This is a genomic window from Dactylosporangium darangshiense (genome assembly GCF_039537565.1).
Classification (GTDB): domain Bacteria; phylum Actinomycetota; class Actinomycetes; order Mycobacteriales; family Micromonosporaceae; genus Dactylosporangium; species Dactylosporangium darangshiense.
Genome location: NZ_BAABAT010000030.1, coordinates 73,606 through 90,304, shown reverse-complemented (window position 1 = coordinate 90,304; position 16,699 = coordinate 73,606). Strand labels below are relative to the sequence as shown.

17 protein-coding genes and 1 pseudogene are annotated in these 16,699 nt (G+C 72.9%); 12 read left to right on the top strand and 6 right to left on the bottom strand.

Annotation, left to right across the window (positions count from 1 at the left end; translation table 11 throughout):
- On the bottom strand, nt 1-1,491 hold the full coding sequence (locus tag ABD901_RS39125; RefSeq protein ID WP_345135207.1) for a cellulase family glycosylhydrolase: 1,491 nt from the start codon (nt 1,489-1,491) through the stop codon (nt 1-3).
- 241 nt (nt 1,492-1,732) lie between these two features.
- On the opposite strand from ABD901_RS39125, the gene ABD901_RS39120 reads away from it, so the two are divergent.
- On the top strand, nt 1,733-2,197 hold the full coding sequence (locus tag ABD901_RS39120; RefSeq protein ID WP_345135205.1) for a hypothetical protein: 465 nt from the start codon (nt 1,733-1,735) through the stop codon (nt 2,195-2,197).
- Nucleotides 2,198-2,545: 348 nt separating this feature from the next.
- On the opposite strand, the gene ABD901_RS39115 is transcribed toward ABD901_RS39120, so the two are convergent.
- Nucleotides 2,546-3,133 (bottom strand): isochorismatase family protein, encoded by a 588-nt coding sequence (locus ABD901_RS39115; protein ID WP_345135203.1) that lies wholly within the window; start codon nt 3,131-3,133, stop codon nt 2,546-2,548.
- 195 nt (nt 3,134-3,328) lie between these two features.
- On the opposite strand from ABD901_RS39115, the gene ABD901_RS39110 reads away from it, so the two are divergent.
- The 6 genes from ABD901_RS39110 to ABD901_RS39085 all read left to right on the top strand — a co-directional run bounded on the left by ABD901_RS39110 (nt 3,329) and on the right by ABD901_RS39085 (nt 8,617).
- Complete coding sequence (locus ABD901_RS39110; protein ID WP_345135201.1) at nt 3,329-4,258, top strand: LysR family transcriptional regulator; 930 nt, start codon at nt 3,329-3,331, stop codon at nt 4,256-4,258.
- Between the two features lie 59 nt (nt 4,259-4,317).
- Complete coding sequence (locus ABD901_RS39105) at nt 4,318-4,734, top strand: ArsR/SmtB family transcription factor (protein ID WP_345135199.1); 417 nt, start codon at nt 4,318-4,320, stop codon at nt 4,732-4,734.
- Entirely contained in the window at nt 4,718-5,194 is a 477-nt protein-coding gene (locus tag ABD901_RS39100) for an SRPBCC domain-containing protein (RefSeq protein ID WP_345135197.1), read from the top strand. Before ABD901_RS39105 ends, ABD901_RS39100 begins: the two co-directional genes overlap by 17 nt.
- Nucleotides 5,191-5,463, top strand: a complete 273-nt coding sequence (locus ABD901_RS39095; protein ID WP_345135195.1) for a YciI family protein — start codon at nt 5,191-5,193, stop codon at nt 5,461-5,463. The genes ABD901_RS39100 and ABD901_RS39095 overlap by 4 nt, the downstream gene beginning before the upstream one ends.
- Nucleotides 5,464-5,583: 120 nt before the next feature.
- A complete protein-coding gene (locus ABD901_RS39090) occupies nt 5,584-6,369 on the top strand; it encodes a DUF4097 family beta strand repeat-containing protein (protein WP_345135193.1) in 786 nt (261 codons plus the stop codon).
- A 58-nt stretch (nt 6,370-6,427) separates the two neighbouring features.
- The gene (locus ABD901_RS39085) at nt 6,428-8,617 is read left to right on the top strand and encodes a CHAT domain-containing protein (protein ID WP_345135190.1); all 2,190 of its coding nucleotides are present in this window, start codon (nt 6,428-6,430) and stop codon (nt 8,615-8,617) included.
- On the opposite strand, the gene ABD901_RS39080 is transcribed toward ABD901_RS39085, so the two are convergent.
- A complete protein-coding gene (locus ABD901_RS39080; protein ID WP_345135189.1) occupies nt 8,605-9,057 on the bottom strand; it encodes a MarR family winged helix-turn-helix transcriptional regulator in 453 nt (150 codons plus the stop codon). The two genes, ABD901_RS39085 and ABD901_RS39080, sit on opposite strands and share 13 nt — an antisense overlap.
- Before the next feature lie 47 nt (nt 9,058-9,104).
- Here ABD901_RS39080 and ABD901_RS39075 point away from each other — a divergent pair, with 47 nt between their 5' ends.
- On the top strand, nt 9,105-9,455 hold the full coding sequence (locus ABD901_RS39075; RefSeq protein ID WP_345135184.1) for a nuclear transport factor 2-like protein: 351 nt from the start codon (nt 9,105-9,107) through the stop codon (nt 9,453-9,455).
- Here the strand turns inward: ABD901_RS39075 and ABD901_RS39070 are convergent.
- A complete protein-coding gene (locus ABD901_RS39070; protein ID WP_345135182.1) occupies nt 9,452-9,985 on the bottom strand; it encodes a hypothetical protein in 534 nt (177 codons plus the stop codon). The two genes, ABD901_RS39075 and ABD901_RS39070, sit on opposite strands and share 4 nt — an antisense overlap.
- Before the next feature lie 105 nt (nt 9,986-10,090).
- On the opposite strand from ABD901_RS39070, the gene ABD901_RS39065 reads away from it, so the two are divergent.
- Nucleotides 10,091-11,134, top strand: a complete 1,044-nt coding sequence (locus tag ABD901_RS39065) for an aldo/keto reductase (protein ID WP_345135179.1) — start codon at nt 10,091-10,093, stop codon at nt 11,132-11,134.
- On the opposite strand, the gene ABD901_RS39060 is transcribed toward ABD901_RS39065, so the two are convergent.
- Both ABD901_RS39060 and ABD901_RS39055 read right to left on the bottom strand, forming a co-directional pair.
- A complete protein-coding gene (locus ABD901_RS39060) occupies nt 11,121-11,543 on the bottom strand; it encodes a tetratricopeptide repeat protein (RefSeq protein ID WP_345135296.1) in 423 nt (140 codons plus the stop codon). The genes ABD901_RS39065 and ABD901_RS39060 overlap by 14 nt on opposite strands.
- Nucleotides 11,544-11,729, bottom strand: a pseudogene (locus tag ABD901_RS39055) (tetratricopeptide repeat protein); the annotation flags it as partial.
- Nucleotides 11,730-12,017: 288 nt separating this feature from the next.
- On the opposite strand from ABD901_RS39055, the gene ABD901_RS39050 reads away from it, so the two are divergent.
- The 3 genes from ABD901_RS39050 to ABD901_RS39040 are packed head-to-tail and all read left to right on the top strand — an operon-like array spanning nt 12,018 to nt 16,677.
- Entirely contained in the window at nt 12,018-13,637 is a 1,620-nt protein-coding gene (locus ABD901_RS39050; RefSeq protein ID WP_345135177.1) for an aminotransferase class V-fold PLP-dependent enzyme, read from the top strand.
- 23 nt (nt 13,638-13,660) lie between these two features.
- Nucleotides 13,661-15,595 carry a protein kinase domain-containing protein gene (locus ABD901_RS39045; protein ID WP_345135176.1) on the top strand — a complete coding sequence of 645 codons (1,935 nt, stop codon included), beginning with the start codon at nt 13,661-13,663 and terminating at the stop codon, nt 15,593-15,595.
- A complete protein-coding gene (locus tag ABD901_RS39040) occupies nt 15,592-16,677 on the top strand; it encodes a hypothetical protein (protein WP_345135174.1) in 1,086 nt (361 codons plus the stop codon). Before ABD901_RS39045 ends, ABD901_RS39040 begins: the two co-directional genes overlap by 4 nt.
- Nucleotides 16,678-16,699: the final 22 nt, after the last annotated feature.

Sequence of the window (16,699 nt, the reverse complement as noted above, 5' to 3'; positions counted from 1 at the left end):
TCAGGAGGTGGGGAAGTTGTCCGCGGTGCGGATGCGGTTGCGCACGTACGTCCCGGACTCCGACAGCGATGACGAGTTGGTGTAGGACCCGGCGGCGCAGGTGCCCGGCTTGAACGCGGCACTGCTCTCGTTCGCGTCCGAGTACGTCCAGTTCGCGTAGCTGATCTTGTTCTGGTCGAGCAGGTCGAGCCAGGCGCCGGTGCTGGACAGGTCGGTGGCCCCGCCGCCGGTCGCGCTGACCGTGCCGAACTCGGTGACGAACAGCGGCAGCAGCTTCGCGGCCCGGGCGACCGTGGAGCGGTAGTTGTCCTTGTGCGAGGCCGCGTAGAAGTGGAACGCGTACATGATGTTCGTGGCGTTGACCGGGCTGTTCACGATCTCGGTCTCGCTCGAGCCGTCGGACACGCCCAGCGACGACCAGCCGCGGGTGCCCACGATGACCACCGCGTCCGGGTCGGCGGCCCGGATCACCGGGATGACCTGCTCGGCGTAGCTCTTGATGCCCTGCCAGCTGACCCCGTTGGGCTCGTTGGCGATCTCGTAGATGACGTTCTTCTTGGCCGAGTTGCGCTGCGCCACCGAGGCGAAGAACGTCTTGGCCCGGTCGAGGTTGTAGTTCGGGTCGCCCGGCGTCAGCGTGTGGAAGTCGATGATGGCGTACATCCCGCGGGCCTCGGCCAGGTCGACGTAGTTGTTCACCTGCGCGGTGAAGCCGGACGGGTTGGTCTCGTAGCCCTGCTCCTGCACGTACATCGCGATGCGCAGCAGGTCGGCCTTCCAGTCGTTGGCCAGCGCGTCCAGCGACGTCCCGTTGACGCACGAGGCGAACCACTGGATGCCGTGCGTGCTCATGCCGCGCAGCTGGATCGCCTTGTTGTACTGGTTGCACAGGTTGACGCCGCAGACGTGCAGCTGCCCGTTGACGCTCAGCGGCGTCCCGCCCTGCGGCGGCGTGGACGGGCTCGTGCTGGGGCTGCCGCTGGGGCTCCTGCTCGGGCTGGCGCTCGCGCTCGGGCTCTTCGACGGCGACGGGGACTGGGTCGTCGGCGAGGGCGTGGACACCGAGCCGGTGCACGTGACCCCGTTGAGCGTGAAGGTCGACGGCGTCGGGTTGGCGCTCGTCCACGTCCCGTTGAAGCCGATGCTCGTCGAGGCGCCGGTGCCCAGCGCGCCGTTGTAGTCCATGCTCCTGGCGGTGACGCTCGCGCCGCTCTGCGTGTAGGTCGCCGACCAGCCCTGGCCGACCTTCTGCCCGGCGTCGCCGAACGTCCAGCCGAGCGTCCACGACGTCACCGGGTCGCCGAGGTTGGTGATGCCGATGTTCGCGGTGAAGCCGCCGGGCCACTGGTTGGTGGTGTACGTGACGCGGCAGCCGGCCGACGCCGACGCGCTCACCATCGGCGCGAGGATCAGGCCGCCGGCCACGAGGGCACCGACGGCGCCGGCGACCCCGAGAGTGCGGCCGCGCGGCAGGCGTTTGAGCAGCTTCATACGAGGTTCCTCCGGTTGCGGGACCGGCACGGGCGGGCGGGCCCGTGCCAGAGCGGGATCGTCACGTGCGCCGCGGCTCCCGCTCAAATGCCGGCCCGCCCGATGTCCCGGAACAACCGTTCTGACCTGCGTAAACGCTGCAAGGGGCGATGAAATGTACAGTTCGAAACGCTTCGAACACCCGGAATGCGGCATCTGAACGCCGATGGAATGCCGGAACGCGCCGGCACACAATGGCGGCGTGCCCGATCCCGAGCTCACCGCGCTGCGCGAGTCCATCCGCCACCGCGGCCAGGCCGACGTGCCCGGCGCCACGCGCATGGTCGAGGACTACCTGGCGACCGTCCTGCAAGACGCCGGCGCCGCGGGCGACCCGTCCGCCCACCGCTGGGCGCGCGACCGCCTGCGCCTGTTCATGGTGGTGAGCTGGGGCAACTGGTTCGGCGTGCTGGAGCGCCTACCGCAGGAGTACCCGATGCTGCGCGACGAGTGGCGCGCCCTGCTCGCCGACCCGGCCGAGTTCGGCCCCGAGCACCTGGTCGCCTGGTGGTGGCTGCTGCAGCCGTCGATGTTCCAGCCCCTGGTCGCGGGCCAGCTGCGCGAGATGGGCGCCCCGCTGCGCGACGGCGTGGCCGGCATCCTGAAGGAGGGCGGCGCCTTCGACGACCGCATGGTCGACTGGACCGCCTTCGGCGCTGTTCAATAGCGCTGTTCAATAGCTCGCTGCGCTCGCCCGGGGGAGCTCCGCGTCACGGACCCGGCGACCCTGCAGCGCCTGTCCGAGGTTTACCGCATCAGCCACCGGCGCTCCCACCGGGTCTCGCGATCTTCGACAGGACCGGACCCAGCAGCTGGGTCGACTGCTATGCGCTCAACGTCGGCGCCCACCGCACCTGGGCCTACCCCTGCACCGGCTTCCCCCTCGTGGAGATCGACCACGACGGCGTGCGCTGTGTCCGCCGCAACGCGGCGCGCTCCGCCGGCGGCGTCATCGTCGCCGACAGCGACGTCGCCTTCACCGCCGGCCACGGCGGCTTCCTGATCGTTGGCGACGTCAGGTGGTGCGGGCCTTGGCGAGCATTGCGACGATCTCGGTGGTGGAGCCGGTCTGGCCGAGGAGCGGGAAGATCCGCTGCATGCTGTTGCGGTGGGCCTCCAGGTCCAGGTCGGCCATGGCGTCCGTCGCCAGTGTGACGTGGTAACCGTGTTCGTAGGCGGCGCGGGCGGTGGACTCCACGCCGATGCTGGTGGTGAGCCCGGCCAGCACGATCTGTGTGACGCCGCGGCGGCGCAGTTGCAGGTCGAGATCAGTGCCGTGCAGGGCACCCCAGGTGCGCTTGGTCACGGTGATGTCGTCGGGGTGGCCGGCGAGGTCATCGACGATGGCATCCCAGCCTTCGGGCAAGGAGCCGGGCCGGCCGGGGGTCTCGGTGCGGCCTGGGGCGGCATCCGATCCGTCCGCGCGGGTCGTGACCCGGACCAGGACGACCGGGGCACGATGTTCGCGGAAGGCGCGGGCCAGCTCGACCGCCCGGGCCACCACCTCGGGGCCGGAGTAGGGGACCATGGGAGCGCCGACGACCGCGTTCTGCAGATCGATGATGACCAGGGCGCTGGATGGGTCGAGTGCGGTGATGGTCATGAATTGCTCCCTTTTCTGCATCGGCGGCTCGGCCGCGATGCCTCACGTGGGATCGTCTCGCCGCCGAGCCTCACACGTCCCGATGTGAACAACTCGCCGTTGATCGCTGTGATCAAAGCAAGGCTGGAAAGGCGAATCAAACAACCGAATCTCCGGTGAGCCACAACCAGTTGTTGTGCGAGTAGGGTTCGGTGTGTGGATCTCGACGCAGTCCGTACCTTCGTCGCCGCCGCGGATGCAGGCCAGTTCCAGGACGCCGCGGCCGCGCTGTCGATCACTCAGCAGGCCGTGTCCAAGCGCATCGCCGCACTGGAGAAGGATTTGGAGGTGCGGCTGTTCACCCGCACGGCCCGCGGCGCCCAGCTCACGATCGACGGCCAGGCCTTCCTGCCCCACGCCCGGGAACTGCTGCGGGTGGAAGCGCGCGCCGACGCATCCGTGCGCCCCGGCCGGCGCGCCCTCCGCGTTGACGTCCACAGTCGACGGACCGCGCCGGGGGTGCTGCTGCAGGACTTCCACCGCACGCACCCGCGGATCGAGCTGGATGTCGTGACCCTCGACGCCGACGTCCATGCCGCGACCGCCGCTGTCGAGGCGGGGACGATCGACGCCACCTTCCACGCCGTCACCCTCCCCGCGCGCCAACTGCCAGGCGCAATCAGGACCGCCCGCGTGATCGACGAACACCACGAGCTCCTCGTCGGGCCGCGCCATGCGCTCGCCAACGCCCGCGCAGTCACGCCCGCGCAACTCGCCGAACACCGCATCTGGATGCCCGGCATGGCCGCGGGCACCGAGTGGGCCGCCTACTACGACGAACTCGCCGCCGCCTTCGGCCTCACCATCGACCTGGTCGGGCCGGTGTTCGGAAACGAGGCACTGCTGGCCGAGATCGCCGACTCCGCGGAGCTGGCGACGCTGGCCGGCGAACGCACCCGATACCTGTGGCCGGACAGCTACGACCTGCGGCGCATTCCGGTGCGCGACCCGGCGCCGGTCTACCCCATGTCACTGATCTGGCGCGACGACAACCCGCATCCCGCGCTCCGCAAACTTCGCCACCACCTCAGCTCCAGACGAGTGGAGGCGCCCGGCGAGAAGGTGTGGATGCCGAAGTGGGCATAGCTTGCGGCCCGGACTCGGTAAGTGGTAGCTTACGGTTAGCCATGACGAACATATCCGCGATGCTGGTCGCGCTCGGAGACCCCATGCGGCAGTCGATCCTCGATCGGCTGTCGGACGGGCCGATGCCAGTCGGCCGGCTCGCCGAGGTGCTGCCGATCAGCCGCCCGGCCGTCTCGCAGCACCTCCGGGTGCTCAAGGACGTGGGGCTCGTGACGGATCGCCAGGAGGGGACGCGCCGCCTCTACCAGGTCGACCCGGACGGCGTCGCGGCGCTGCGCGCGCACCTCGACGCGATGTGGGCCCGGTCGCTGGGCGCCTTTGCGCAGCGAGTCGAAATCGAAGTCAGCGCACACGAAGTCAGCGCACACGAAGTCAGCACGCACGAAGCCAGCACATACGAAGTCAGCACGCACGAAGGCAGCACACACGAAGGCAGCACGCAAGATAGAGGTGACTCTGATGGTGCAGACAGTTGAGGCCGTGCGGCGCGAGGTCGTCGTCGGCGTAGGCCGCGAGCGGGCGTTCGAGATCTTCACGGCCGAGATGACCTCGTGGTGGCCGAGCGCGCACCACATCGGCTCCGCGCCGATCGAGCGGATCGTCATCGAGCCGCGCACCGGCGGCCGGTGGTTCACGGTGCACCAGGACGGCTCCGAGACCTACACCGGCTTCGTGACCGTCTGGGACCCGCCGGGACGGTTCGTGGTCACCTGGCAGATCGGCAGCGACTGGAAGTACCACGACGACCTCGTGACGACCGTGGACGTCCGGTTCGACGAGGAGGCGCCCGGCCGGACCCGCGTGCGCCTGGAGCACCGCGACCTCGACGCGTTCGGCGCCGACGCGGCCGCGATGCGCGAGACCTTCGAGCAGCCGGGCGCCTGGGACGGCACCCTGTCGGCGTATGCGGCGCGCATCGAGGAGGAGGCCGCGTGAAGGCCGTCGTGCTCTACGCCTCCGCCGACGACTTCGCGACCACGGCGCCGGCGCACTTCCCGGCCCACAAGGTGCGCATCGACGAGTTCCACGCGCGCGGCGACCTGCTGCTCGTCGGCGTCTTCGGCGACCCGCGGACGCAGGGCTCGATGGCGGTCTTCCGCAGCCGCGAGAGCGCTGAGGCGTTCGTGGCCGAGGACCCGTTCGTGCTCAACGGGGTGGTCAAGTCGTACGAGATCCGGGACTGGAACGAGATCCTCACACCTTGACCCGGCAGGGATCCATTATGGCGCCACCGTGGCGCCATAATGGATGCTGCACACCGGCACGCGCCGACCCGCGACGAGGGGGAGAAGGCGCCTGCCAGGCGCAGCGCAGAGAGGATCCCGATGCCCACGTTCGCCACGCCGGAGCCGGTCGCGGTCAAGGTCACGCTCGACACCGGCCGGATCCGGGTCGTCGCGAGCGAGCGCGCCGATACCGTCGTCGAGGTGCTCCCGGCCGGGCCGGCATCCTCGGCGCTCGCCGCCGCCGAGCAGACCCGCGTCGAGCTGGCCGCCGGCGCGCTGAGCGTCACCGCACCGCATCGGGCGTTCCTGCGGCCGGGCGGCGGGATCGAGGTACACCTGCAGCTGCCCGCCGGATCGGGAATCTCCGTCTCCGCCGTGTGGGTCGACGTGCAGGCCGAGGGCCGCCTCGGCGCGTGCCGGTTTTCGACCATGGGCGGCCCGATCCGCCTCGAGCGCACCGGCGCCCTGAGCGTGTCGACGTCCGGCTCCGACGTCGCCGTCGAGCGCGTCGACGGCCCGGCCGACGTGCAGGGTGCCACGTCCTCGGTGCAGATCCGCGAGTGCGCCGAGGACGTCACCGTCGCCACCGCCAACGGCGGCATCGTCGTGTCCCGCCCGGCGTCCGGCGTCACCGCGAAAACCGCCAACGGCGACATCGTCGTCGGCGCGCTCGTGCGCGGCCAGGCCGTGCTGACCACGGCCCGCGGCTCCGTCGAGGTCGGCATCGGCGAGGGCACGGCCGTGCACGTCGACGCGCGCTCGCGGCTGGGCTCGGTGCACAACCTGCTCGAGGTCCGCGACGGGCCGGACGGGTTCGCCGAGCGGGCGAGCGTCTACGCGCGCACGTGGTACGGCGCCATCACCGTCCAGCGCGCCACCCCCTGACAGCCGTCGCGCGCCTTCCTGTCCGTCAGTACGGGGTACGAGGAAGGGAGCGCCGGCCGTGAGCGACCTGGCGGGGGAGGCGGCGCGGATCCTGCGACTGCAGGCCGACCTGGTCCGCGCCTACGAGGACCGCGACCTGGCGGCGATGCTCGCCGGGCCCGGCCGCGTCGAGGAGCTGCGCTCCCGGTTCGGCCCGGACTCCTCGTTCGCCGAGACGCTGACCGGGCTGGCCGTCGCCGCCCGGTTCCTCGCGCGGCTGGCCTCCGGCGACGCCGCCCAGGTCTTCGCCGCCCTCGACGACATCGAGGCGACGATGGCGACGCTGCCGCAGGACAGCCTGACCCGCAAGCGCCTGCAGGACATGGTCCGGGCCCTGGTGCCGATGCGCGGCGCGTACGAGCGGCACGTCCGCCCGACCGGCGACGCCCCGCCGGTGCGCCTGCTCGACCTGGACAAGCTGCGCTACCACGCGCTGTTCGACGACGTGCCGCCGATCGAGCGGGCGGCCCGCTTCGCCCGGCTCGCGCAGATCGTCGGCGCGATGGCGTGGGAGTACCCCGGGATGACCTCGATCGAGATCGGGGACCTGCGCCATGCCGTGGACGCGGCGCCGCCCGACGACGTGCACCTCCCGCTGTACCTGACCCGGCTCGGCGAGGCCCTGGTGCGCCGCGCCGATCTCATCCGTTCCCGCACCGGCCGGCTCCGGCTGATGGAGTCGGGGCTGCGCCCGCCGGAGCGCACCGCCCGCCGCAGCGAGGCCGAGGGCATCGCCACGCTCGAGCGCGCGGTCGAGACGGCCGGCGGCCCGGGCGCGCCGCACTGGGCCATCGCGCACGTCGCGCTCAGCCGCGGCTACCGCCAGGCCGGCCGCCGCGCCGACGCCCGCCGGGCCGGCCTCGAGGGCCTGCGCGGCCACGCTTGGCGGGTGCTACTGCAGTCGCACACGGAGGCTGCGACGGCGGCGCTCAAATACGCCACCACCGACGCGCTCGAGGTCGCCGAGTGGCACATCGAGGACGGCGACGCCGAGGGCGCGGCCGCCGCGCTGGACGCCGGCCGCGGCCTGATCCTGTACGCGGCCACCGAGATGCGCACGATCCCCGACCGCCTGCGCGCGGCGGGCGCCGCCGACCTCGCCGCCCGCTGGCCGGACGGCCCGCTCGACGGCATCCCCGGCGAGCTGCGCAAGGCGGCGCTGCGCGAGCTCTCCGCGCCCGGCGGCCTTCTTGACCCGCCACCGGTGGCCGAGGTCCGCGCCGCCCTGACGGCCGTGGGCGCGGAGGCGCTGGTCTATCTGGTACCCGCGGGAGCCGCCGTCATCGTCCACCGCGACGGCCCGACGGACATCCTGAGGCTGCCCGGCCTCGACGACCCGCCCGTCGAGACGCGCCGCCCGTCGGACTCGACCCGCGAGATCGTCCCGGAGGCACCCGACTCGCTGGCGCAGCTGTGCGACTGGGCCTGGCGGGCCGCGATCGGCCCGGTGCTCGCCGCCGTGCCCGCCGGGCGGATCGTGCTGGTGCCGGTGGGGGAGCTCACCCGCGTACCGTGGCACGCCGCCCGGGGCGAAGGGCGGTACGCCATCGAGACCCACGCGTTCTCGTATGCCGTCTCGGCCCGGATGCTGTGCCGGACGACGAACGTGTCGCTGGACGGCCCGGTGCTGATCGTCGGCGACCCCGACACCGGCGACCCGGCCCGCGACCTGCCGGGCGCCCGCGCCGAGGCCCTGGCCGTGCGCGACATCCACCCGGGCGCGCGCTACCTGGGCCGCCTGGCCGACGGCACCGCGAGCCCCGAGGGCGCCGGCACCCCCGACGAGGTGCTGTCCTGGCCCGGCGGCATCCTCCACCTCGCCTGCCACGGCACCGTGCGCGAGGGCACGGGCGCGCACGACACGTCGTACCTGAAGCTGTCCGGCGGCCGCCTCGCCGCCGAGCGCCTCGTCACCGGCCGCGCCACCACGTCACCGGGCCTGGTCGTCCTTGCGGCGTGCAGCAGCAGCGTGTCGGGCCGCGGCTGGGACGAGGCGTTCAGCATCGGCACCGCGTTCCTGTCCGGCGGCGCCGGCGCGGTCGTGGCCACCCAATGGAGCGTCCCCGACGAGGCGACCGGCCGCCTGATGGTCCGCTTCCACCGCCACCTGCGCACCATGGCACCCGCCGAGGCCCTGCGCCGCGCCCAGCTCGACGCCCTGCCCGAGGCCCCGTCGGCCTGGGCCGGCTTCGTCCACTATGGAGCCTGATCGGCGGCGTCGATCGCGTTCTGTGCGTGTACCAACCGATCCATGAGGGTCATGAGGGTCCGCACCTCGTCGTCGGCCCAGCCCGCGGTGAGCCGCCGCACGACCTCGTTCTGCCAGGCGCGGGCCTGCCGCAGCAGCTCGTCTCCCGCGCCGGTACTCGCGATCGCCGCCGCCCCGCCGACCTTCACGGGCGCTCGCCGCGTCACGAGCCCCTGCCGCTGCGCCCGCGCGATCATCCGGCTCGCACCGGACTGGTCCACGCCGAGCTCCCGCGCCACGTCGTTCACCGAGGTCGGTTTGTTCGCGGCGGACAGTGCGTGGATCGCCTCGAGCACCATGACGTCCCGCCCGCGTTCGGCGTCGACGCCCAGCCCGCCGCCGGTCCACCGCCGCGACCAGAACCGCACGAACGCGAACAACGCCTGCCCGTCAGGTTGCATCGCGCTATTGTATGCGTATCGCATACGGAGCACCCTGGGAGGATGTCATGCTCGAGGACCTGGTCAACGCCTGGCACGACGCCGTCAACCGCCGCGACCTCCCGGCTGCCCGCGCGCTGGTCACCGACCCGGTCGACGTGTCCGGCCCGCGCGGCACCCGGTCCATCTCCGCCGAGGCCTTCACCGAGTGGATCGTGGAGTCCGGCATCCGCCTGCGCCCCGTGTCGGCCCACCCGGTCGACGAGCACACCATGGTCATCGAGCAGGAGGCCACCTGGCCGCAGACCCCCGACCCGTCCGCGGTAGCGACGCTGTTCCGCTCCCGCGACGGGGCAATCTCCACGGTGTACCGCTTCGAGGCCCTCCACGACGCATTGCGTGCCGCCGGCGGCCGTTAGTCGGCGGGCCCGAACGCTTCCTCGAGCATCGCCGCGGTCTCCTCGTCGGTCGCCCCGCGCCACAGCCCGCTCTCGGGATCCTGCAGCAGCCAGGGCTGGTGCAGCCGCCCGTCGACCCACTTGGCGAACCACTCCACGATCGTCATCCCCTGCGGAAACGACCACTCCACGTCGTCCGGCGCCGGGTTGGGATCGGACCCCCACACCTGCCCGTCGCGCAGGTCGAGCTCGCTGGTGATGCCGCACCCCCAGTCGCAGAGGTTGAGAAACCCACCGGCGATCCCTCGGGTCGCTTTGTCCAACCCGAACAGCCCGTACCCCGGGCCGAAACCCCCGTCGCCCACTTCGAGATACAGCCGCCGCAGCAACGGCGGCAGCCCCCGCCCGGCCAGCTCCTCGGCCTGCGCCACCGCGGCGGCCGAGGCGGGTTCCAGCACCGGCAGCCGACTGGCCGGCATGTCGTCGACATACGTGCGTGCGGCGACGCGTTGCACAATCGCGTCGAACACACGATCCTCGAGCCCGGACATGCGCCGTAGCCTATTGCCTCCTCGGGTAGCCCCGGGTGATCGCGACCGAGGGAACCGGCGGCGAACGCGCCCTCGATCGCACGGTGGCGGCCTAGCGTTCGGGTAGTGAACGGGCTGGAGCACTATTTCCTGCTCGGCTCCAGCGGCCTGCGCGTCTCGCCGCTGGGGCTGGGAACGATGACCTTCGGCGGCGGCGGGTGGCACGCGGGTGAGGAGGCGTCGCGCGCGATCTTCCGCCGGTACGTCGAGCGCGGCGGCAACTTCATCGACACCGCCGACGTCTACGGCGGCGGCGCCGCCGAGGAACTCCTGGGCCGGCTCATCCGCGAGACCTCCGCCCGCGACGAGCTCGTCATCGCCACCAAGTTCGGCGGCCCGACCCACCCGTCCGACCCCAACGCCCGCGGCAACGGCCGCAAGCACATCGTCGCCGCGCTCGACGCCTCGCTGCGGCGGCTGAACACCGACCACGTCGACCTGTACTGGCTGCACATGTGGGACCGGGTCACCGACGCCGACGAGGTCGTCGCCACCCTCGACGCGCTCGTCCGCGGCGGCAAGGTCCGCGCCGCCGGCCTCAGCAACGTCCCGGCCTGGTGGGCCACGAAGGCCCAGACCACCGCCCGCCTGCGCGGCTGGGAGCCGGTCGCGGCGCTGCAGATGGAGTACTCCCTCGCCGAGCGCAGCATCGAGTGGGAGCACGTCCCCGCGGCCCTGAACCTCGGCATGGCCATCGTGCCCTGGTCGCCCCTCGCGAACGGCTTCCTCGCCGGCAAGTACCGCCGCGCCGACACCGCTTTCGCCGGCGACGGCCGCCTGGCCCCGGACCGCGGCTGGCCGGTGGAGGTCGCCCTGACCGACCGGCACTGGCGCATCCTGGACGCCCTCGACACGGTGGCCAAGGAGGTCGCCCGGACACCGGCGCAGGTCGCGCTCAACTGGCTCGCCGCAAGACCGGGAGTCGTCGGCAGCCTGATCGGCGCCACGACGCTCGACCAGCTCGACACCAACCTCGCCGCCCTCGACTTCGACCTCTCCGATGCCCAGCGCACCCTGCTGGACACCGAAAGCCACGTGCTCCCGGCGATGACCCCGCACTCGGTCTTCGCGCGGTTCCCCGAGCGCCCGCCGTACATCACTCGCCGCTGAGCAACTCACCGGCAAGATCGTCCAGCATGATCGAGAGAGCCGCGTAGTTTTCCTGGTCGAGGACATCGGCGCAGGCACCGGCGAACGCGGCGTCGCCCATGGTGGTGCGAAGATCGAGCAGGCTGTCAAGGTTGTCGCGGGCATGAGGTGTGCCGATGTCGAGGCGCGCGGCGAAGGCTTGGATGTGGAGCCGGACAGCGTCGTTCGGCCGATCGGTGTCCATGGATAGATCACCGGGCATGGTTTGGCAACGCGCGATACCGGCTCGGTCACCGAGCTCCTCGAAGATGGCGAGAGCCTGCCGGTAGCGTCGTTTGGCCTCGGTGCGGTTGCCGCGGCTGTAGGCGAGATTGCCGAGTTGATGATGGCTGCTGGCAAGTTCCCGCTCGTTGCCAAGTTCTTCGAAGATGCCGAGTGCCTGCAGGTAGCGGCGTTCGGCCTCCGCGTCGTTGCTGCGGTCATGGGCGAGGTCGCCGAGCTCGCGGCGGCTGACGCCGATTTCGAACCGCTTGCCGAGCTGTTCGAAGATGTCGATGGCCTGCTGGCAGCGGCATTCGGCCTCCGCGTAGTTGCCGCGGTCGTGTGCCAGCACGCCGAGGTGGTGGTGGCCGGGCGCCGAGCAGGCGGACCGTCGAGTCCGACACGATCAGCGACACGTCCAGCGGCGTACCTCGCCGGGTCATACCTGGTACTGACGGACAAAACCCCGCGAGTCCGCGGCGAGCCGGGCGGCGATCTGAGCCCTGCGTTGTCGGGGAGCTGTCATTGACGCTCTATTTCGTCGTCCGCGGCGGCCGTGAGTCAGGAACCTGACCGGACGGCGTCGAACGAACCAGCACGCTCGTACGTGACCCGGGTCACAAGAGACTGCTGGGGAGCTGCCATGGTGCAGGAGGAGCCGCCGATCGTCCGGCGGGTTCGGGAGGGCGCGGTCGGCGACGGGGGCGGCCTGCCGGGGCCGTTCGGGGTGCGGCCGTTGGTCTACGCCGACCACACCGCCTCGGGGCGGGTGCTCGGCTTCGTCGAGGACTTCATCCGGGCGCAGGTCATGCCGTGGTACGCCAACACGCACACCGAGGCGTCGGCCACCGGCCGGCGCACCACGGCGCTGCGCGAGCAGGCGCGGCGGCTGGTGCGCGAGGCCGCCGGCGGCGGCGACGAGCACGCCGTCATCTTCTGCGGCTCCGGCTCGACGGCGGCGATCGACAAGCTGCGGCGGATGCTCGCGCCGGCGGTGGTGTTCATCGGGCCGTACGAGCACCACTCGAACGAGCTGCCGTGGCGCGAGTCCGGCGCCGAGGTGGTGCGCGTCGCGCCGGACCGGCTCGAGGCGGCGCTGCGGCACCACCAGGGGCGTGGAGCGCTGGTCGGGTCGTTCTCGGCGGGCTCGAACGTGACCGGGGTGCGCACCGACGTCGACGCGGTCAGCGACCTGCTGCACCGCCACGGCGCGCTCGCCTGCTGGGACTACGCGGCGGCCGGGCCGCACGGCGACCTGCGCATGGCCGGCGACGGGCGCTTCCCGCTCGGGCACCGCGACGCGATCTTCCTGTCCCCGCACAAGTTCCCGGGCGGGCCGGGCACGCCGGGGGTGCTCGTGGTGCGCCGGGACCTCGCCCGCAACGCGGTGCCGACCGTGCCGGGCGGCGGCACGATCGTCTACGTGCACGACGGCGCCGCGTACTACCTCGACGACGTCGAGCACCGCGAGGAGGGCGGCACGCCGGCGATCATCGAGTCGATCCGCGCCGGGCTCGTCATGCAGCTGCACCGGGCCGTCGGCGACGAGGTGATCCGCGAGCGCGAGGACGGCTACGTGCGCCGGGCCCTGGCGTCGTGGCGGCGCAACCGGGCGATCGAGGTGCTCGGCGACCCCGAGGCGGACCGGCTGCCGATCGTGTCGTTCGTCGTGCACGGCCCCGGCGGGCGGCTGCTGCACCACAACTTCGTCGTCGCCCTGCTCAGCGACCTGTTCGGCATCCAGGCCCGCGGCGGGTGCTCGTGCGCCGGGCCCTACGGCCACGAGCTGCTGCGCATCGGGCCCGACCGGGCGCGGCGGCTCGCGGCGCAGGCGGTGGCGGGCCGCCTCGGGGTGAAGCCGGGGTGGGCGCGGGTGAGTTTCGCGTACTACCTGTCCGAGGAGCAGTTCGACTACATCGTGGAGGCGGTTCACCTGATTGCCACCTACGGCGCCCGCATCCAGGGGGAATACCGTTTCGATGTGTACTGCGGGCAGTGGTCGCACCGCGCCGCGCCGGCGCCCGCCGACGGGCTGGCCGGGGTCTCTTATGACGCCACCGGCGTGCTGGTGCATGCCGACGGGCTGCTCGAGGTACCGAATCCGGATCTGGAAGGCCTGCTGCGGGTGGGCCGGGAGATCCTCACGGCCGCGCCGCACGGCGGTGGCCCAGGTCCGTCGCCGGCCGTTCTGCCGGACGCCGCGGAGGACCTGCGCTGGTTCGACCTGCCGGCCGCCTGCCTCGACGGGGTTGCGCCGGGGTAGCACCATAGGGCACGTGAGCAGCGGTGGTTGACCCGTTACGGCGCGACGATCCGCGCCGCCTCGGGCCTTACCGCATCCTCGGGCGGCTCGGCGCCGGCGGGATGGGGCAGGTCTTCCTCGGCCGCGACGGCTCGGGCGCGGTCGCGGCGGTCAAGACCCTGCACGTCGGCTACGGCCACGACGAGGAGCTCGTGCACCGCTTCCGCGGCGAGGTCGACCTCGTCGCCAAGATCCGTTCCGGGCACACGGCGCGGCTGCTCGACGCCGACCCGACCGGCTCGCCGCCGTGGCTGGCCACGGAGTACCTCCCCGGCATCACCCTCGCCGAGGTCGAGGAGATCGCCGGTGCGCTGCCCGAGGAGCTCGTCCGCCGGCTCGGCGCCGGCCTCGCCGACGGGCTCGCCGCGCTGCACGCCGTCCGGGTGGTGCACCGCGACCTCAAGCCCAGCAACGTCCTCGTCCTCGCCGACGGGCTGCGGATCATCGACTTCGGCATCGCCCGGCCCGACGACGCGCCCCGCCTGACCGCGTCGCGTCACTTCCACGGCACCGTCGGTTACATGGCGCCGGAGCGCTTCGCCGGGCAGCCCGGCACCGCCGCCTCCGACGTGTTCGCCCTCGCCGCGATCCTCGTGCGGGCCGCGACCGGCCGGCTGCCGTTCGAGGGCAAGTCCATGGAGCAGTACCTCTACGCCGTGCACTACAGCGCGCCCAACCTCACCGGCGTCCCCGTCGGCATGACCTGGACGCTGCGCAAGTGCCTGGAGGCCGCCCCCGAGGACCGCCCGACCGCCCGGCAGGTCCGCGAGCGCATCGCCACCGGCCTCGCCGACGCCACCGGCCCGTGGCTGCCCGCCGCCGTCCTCGACGTCATCGCCGAGAGGGCCAGGGCGGCGGCCCGGCTGCTGCGCGGCGCCGCCGCGCCCCGGCCCTGGCGGGTCGTGCGCCACGCGATGGCCCGCAGCGAGACCGTCGTCGCCGGCGACGCGGTCGTGGTCAGCGCCGACGACGGCGTGCACGTGCTCGAGGCCGGCGACGGCAGCGAGCGCTGGGCGCACCCGGCGGCGACCGCGCCCGGCTACCGGCCGGTCGTCGCCGCCGACGTCGTGCTGAGCCCCACCCGCACCGGCGTCACCGCGCTGGACCTGCGCACCGGCGACCGCCGCTGGGAGCTGCCGGTGCCGCCGCACGGCGAGCCGCTGCACACCGGCGGGCTCGTCCACGTCCTCGGCCCCGGCCTGCGCAACCTCCACGCCGTCGACGCCGCCACCGGCGAGCCGCGCTGGCGCACCACGTCCGCCGGCGTGCGCCCGGTGCCCGTGCCCGGCGGGGTCGCGCTCGTGCAGGGCCGCACCGTGCTGGCCCGGCTCGCCGACGGCGGCGAGGCCTGGCGCTACGGCGAGCTGCCCGCGCCGGCGAGCGCATTGGCCGCCGCCGGCGACCTCGTGCTGGTCCGCGTCGGCGACGAGCTGCTCGGCATCGACGACCGCACCGGCCGGCTGCGCCTGCGCCGCGCCGGGCTGCCGCCGCGGGCCGAGCCGGCCGCCACCGCCGACATCGTCGTGCAGCCGGCCGCCGGCGAGCTGCTCGGCATCGACCCCGCCGACGGGTCCCTGCGCTGGCGCATGCCCGGCGACGGCACCCCGCACGCCGTGCCCGGCGGCGTCTTCGTGTCCGAGCCCACCGGCCTGACCGCCCTCGACCCCGACGGCCGGCCGCTGTGGCGGGCGCCCGGCGTCGCCGTCTGGCCCGACGTGCGCGTGGGTCCGACACTGGTCTACGTGGTCGACGCCGGTATCCTGCACGCCTACTCGCGGGCCGACGGCAGCGCCCGCTGGTCCGCGCCCGACATCCACGCCACCCGCGCGCCGGTCGTCGGGGACGGCGTGGTGTACCTCGACAACGGCTACACACTGTTCGCCATCAACGCCGACGACGGGGAGCGACTGCCCACATGACGGTGCACATCGAGTTCGATCCGGAGCGCCGCTTCACCGACCAGTTCGAGCTGCAGTGGGGCCGGCTGGCGACGGGCGAGCAGGTGCTGCGCAAGACCGCCCGGGCCGCCGAGGCGAACCGGCTCGTGCACACCGAGGTCAACGCCGGCAACCTGATCTGGGCGCTGGGCGACACGATGTACCCGATGCAGCTGTGCCGGGTCGTCGACCACGACGTCACCGCCGAGCGCCCGCAGGTGACCACCACCTACCGCGGCACGCCCGTCGCGGGGCAGCCGGGCGCCCCCGCGCCGGAGACGCTGCTGACGATCTTCTCCGACCTGCTCGTGGCGATCCGCACCCTCGGCAAGGCCGGCCTGACGCACGGCGCGATCCTGCCCGAGTTCGTGCTGTGGGACGGCGCGCACGCCCAGCTGGTCAACCTCGGCGAGGCGGTCGCGGTCGGGGAGCCGGCCCGCGCCGCGCTCGACCCGCTGTGGCTGCCGCCGCCCGGGCCGGAGGGGCTGCGGCTGGCCGCCGAGGCGCACGACGTGTACCAGGCCGGGATGGTGATGTACTGCATCGCCCTGCAGACCGGGCCGGCCTCCGCGCCCGACGTGCGCGAGGAGCTCGCCCGCGGCGGCGGGTCGGCGCTCTCCGCGCTGCTGGAGGGCGTGTTCGCCGACGACCCGCGGGAGCGCCCCGACCCGCACCGGCTCCTGCGCCGCATCGAGGAGGCCCGCTACGAGCCGGTCTGGCAGAGCGCCGACCCGGCTGACGCCACGACCGCCACGATGCCCATCGCGCCACAGATTCCGCAGCAGTACACCCCGCCGCCCGCCGTCGCCAGAGCCGCCGTTCCCCTCAGCCCCGCACGCGACGAGTTCCGCCGCCTGGTCGAGGCGAAGCGGCTCTACCGCACCGAGCGCGCCGCGCCGCGGGCCGTCGCCTGGCGCTTCGCCCGCCAGACGTTCGACGTGCTGTGGTACAGCCGCGACGAGCTGTCCAGCAAGCTCCTGCTCGGCGCCGGCGCGGTCGTCTTCATCGGCCTGCCACTGCTCCTGGTGATCTACGTGCTCTCGCTGTTGGGAGGGGCCAAATGATCCTGCCCCGTTGTTTGTTCTT

Bases quoted from the DNA above. Each gene is read 5' to 3' on its own strand.
- ABD901_RS39125 (WP_345135207.1), bottom strand. From the start codon at position 1,491: ATGAAGCTGCTCAAACGCCTGCCGCGCGGCCGCACTCTCGGGGTCGCC.
- ABD901_RS39115 (WP_345135203.1), bottom strand. From the start codon at position 3,133: ATGACCATCACCGCACTCGACCCATCCAGCGCCCTGGTCATCATCGAT.
- ABD901_RS39105 (WP_345135199.1), top strand. From the start codon at position 4,318: ATGCTGGTCGCGCTCGGAGACCCCATGCGGCAGTCGATCCTCGATCGG.
- ABD901_RS39100 (WP_345135197.1), top strand. From the start codon at position 4,718: ATGGTGCAGACAGTTGAGGCCGTGCGGCGCGAGGTCGTCGTCGGCGTA.
- ABD901_RS39090 (WP_345135193.1), top strand. From the start codon at position 5,584: ATGCCCACGTTCGCCACGCCGGAGCCGGTCGCGGTCAAGGTCACGCTC.
- ABD901_RS39080 (WP_345135189.1), bottom strand. From the start codon at position 9,057: ATGCAACCTGACGGGCAGGCGTTGTTCGCGTTCGTGCGGTTCTGGTCG.
- ABD901_RS39075 (WP_345135184.1), top strand. From the start codon at position 9,105: ATGCTCGAGGACCTGGTCAACGCCTGGCACGACGCCGTCAACCGCCGC.
- ABD901_RS39070 (WP_345135182.1), bottom strand. From the start codon at position 9,985: ATGTCCGGGCTCGAGGATCGTGTGTTCGACGCGATTGTGCAACGCGTC.
- ABD901_RS39050 (WP_345135177.1), top strand. From the start codon at position 12,018: ATGGTGCAGGAGGAGCCGCCGATCGTCCGGCGGGTTCGGGAGGGCGCG.
- ABD901_RS39040 (WP_345135174.1), top strand. From the start codon at position 15,592: ATGACGGTGCACATCGAGTTCGATCCGGAGCGCCGCTTCACCGACCAG.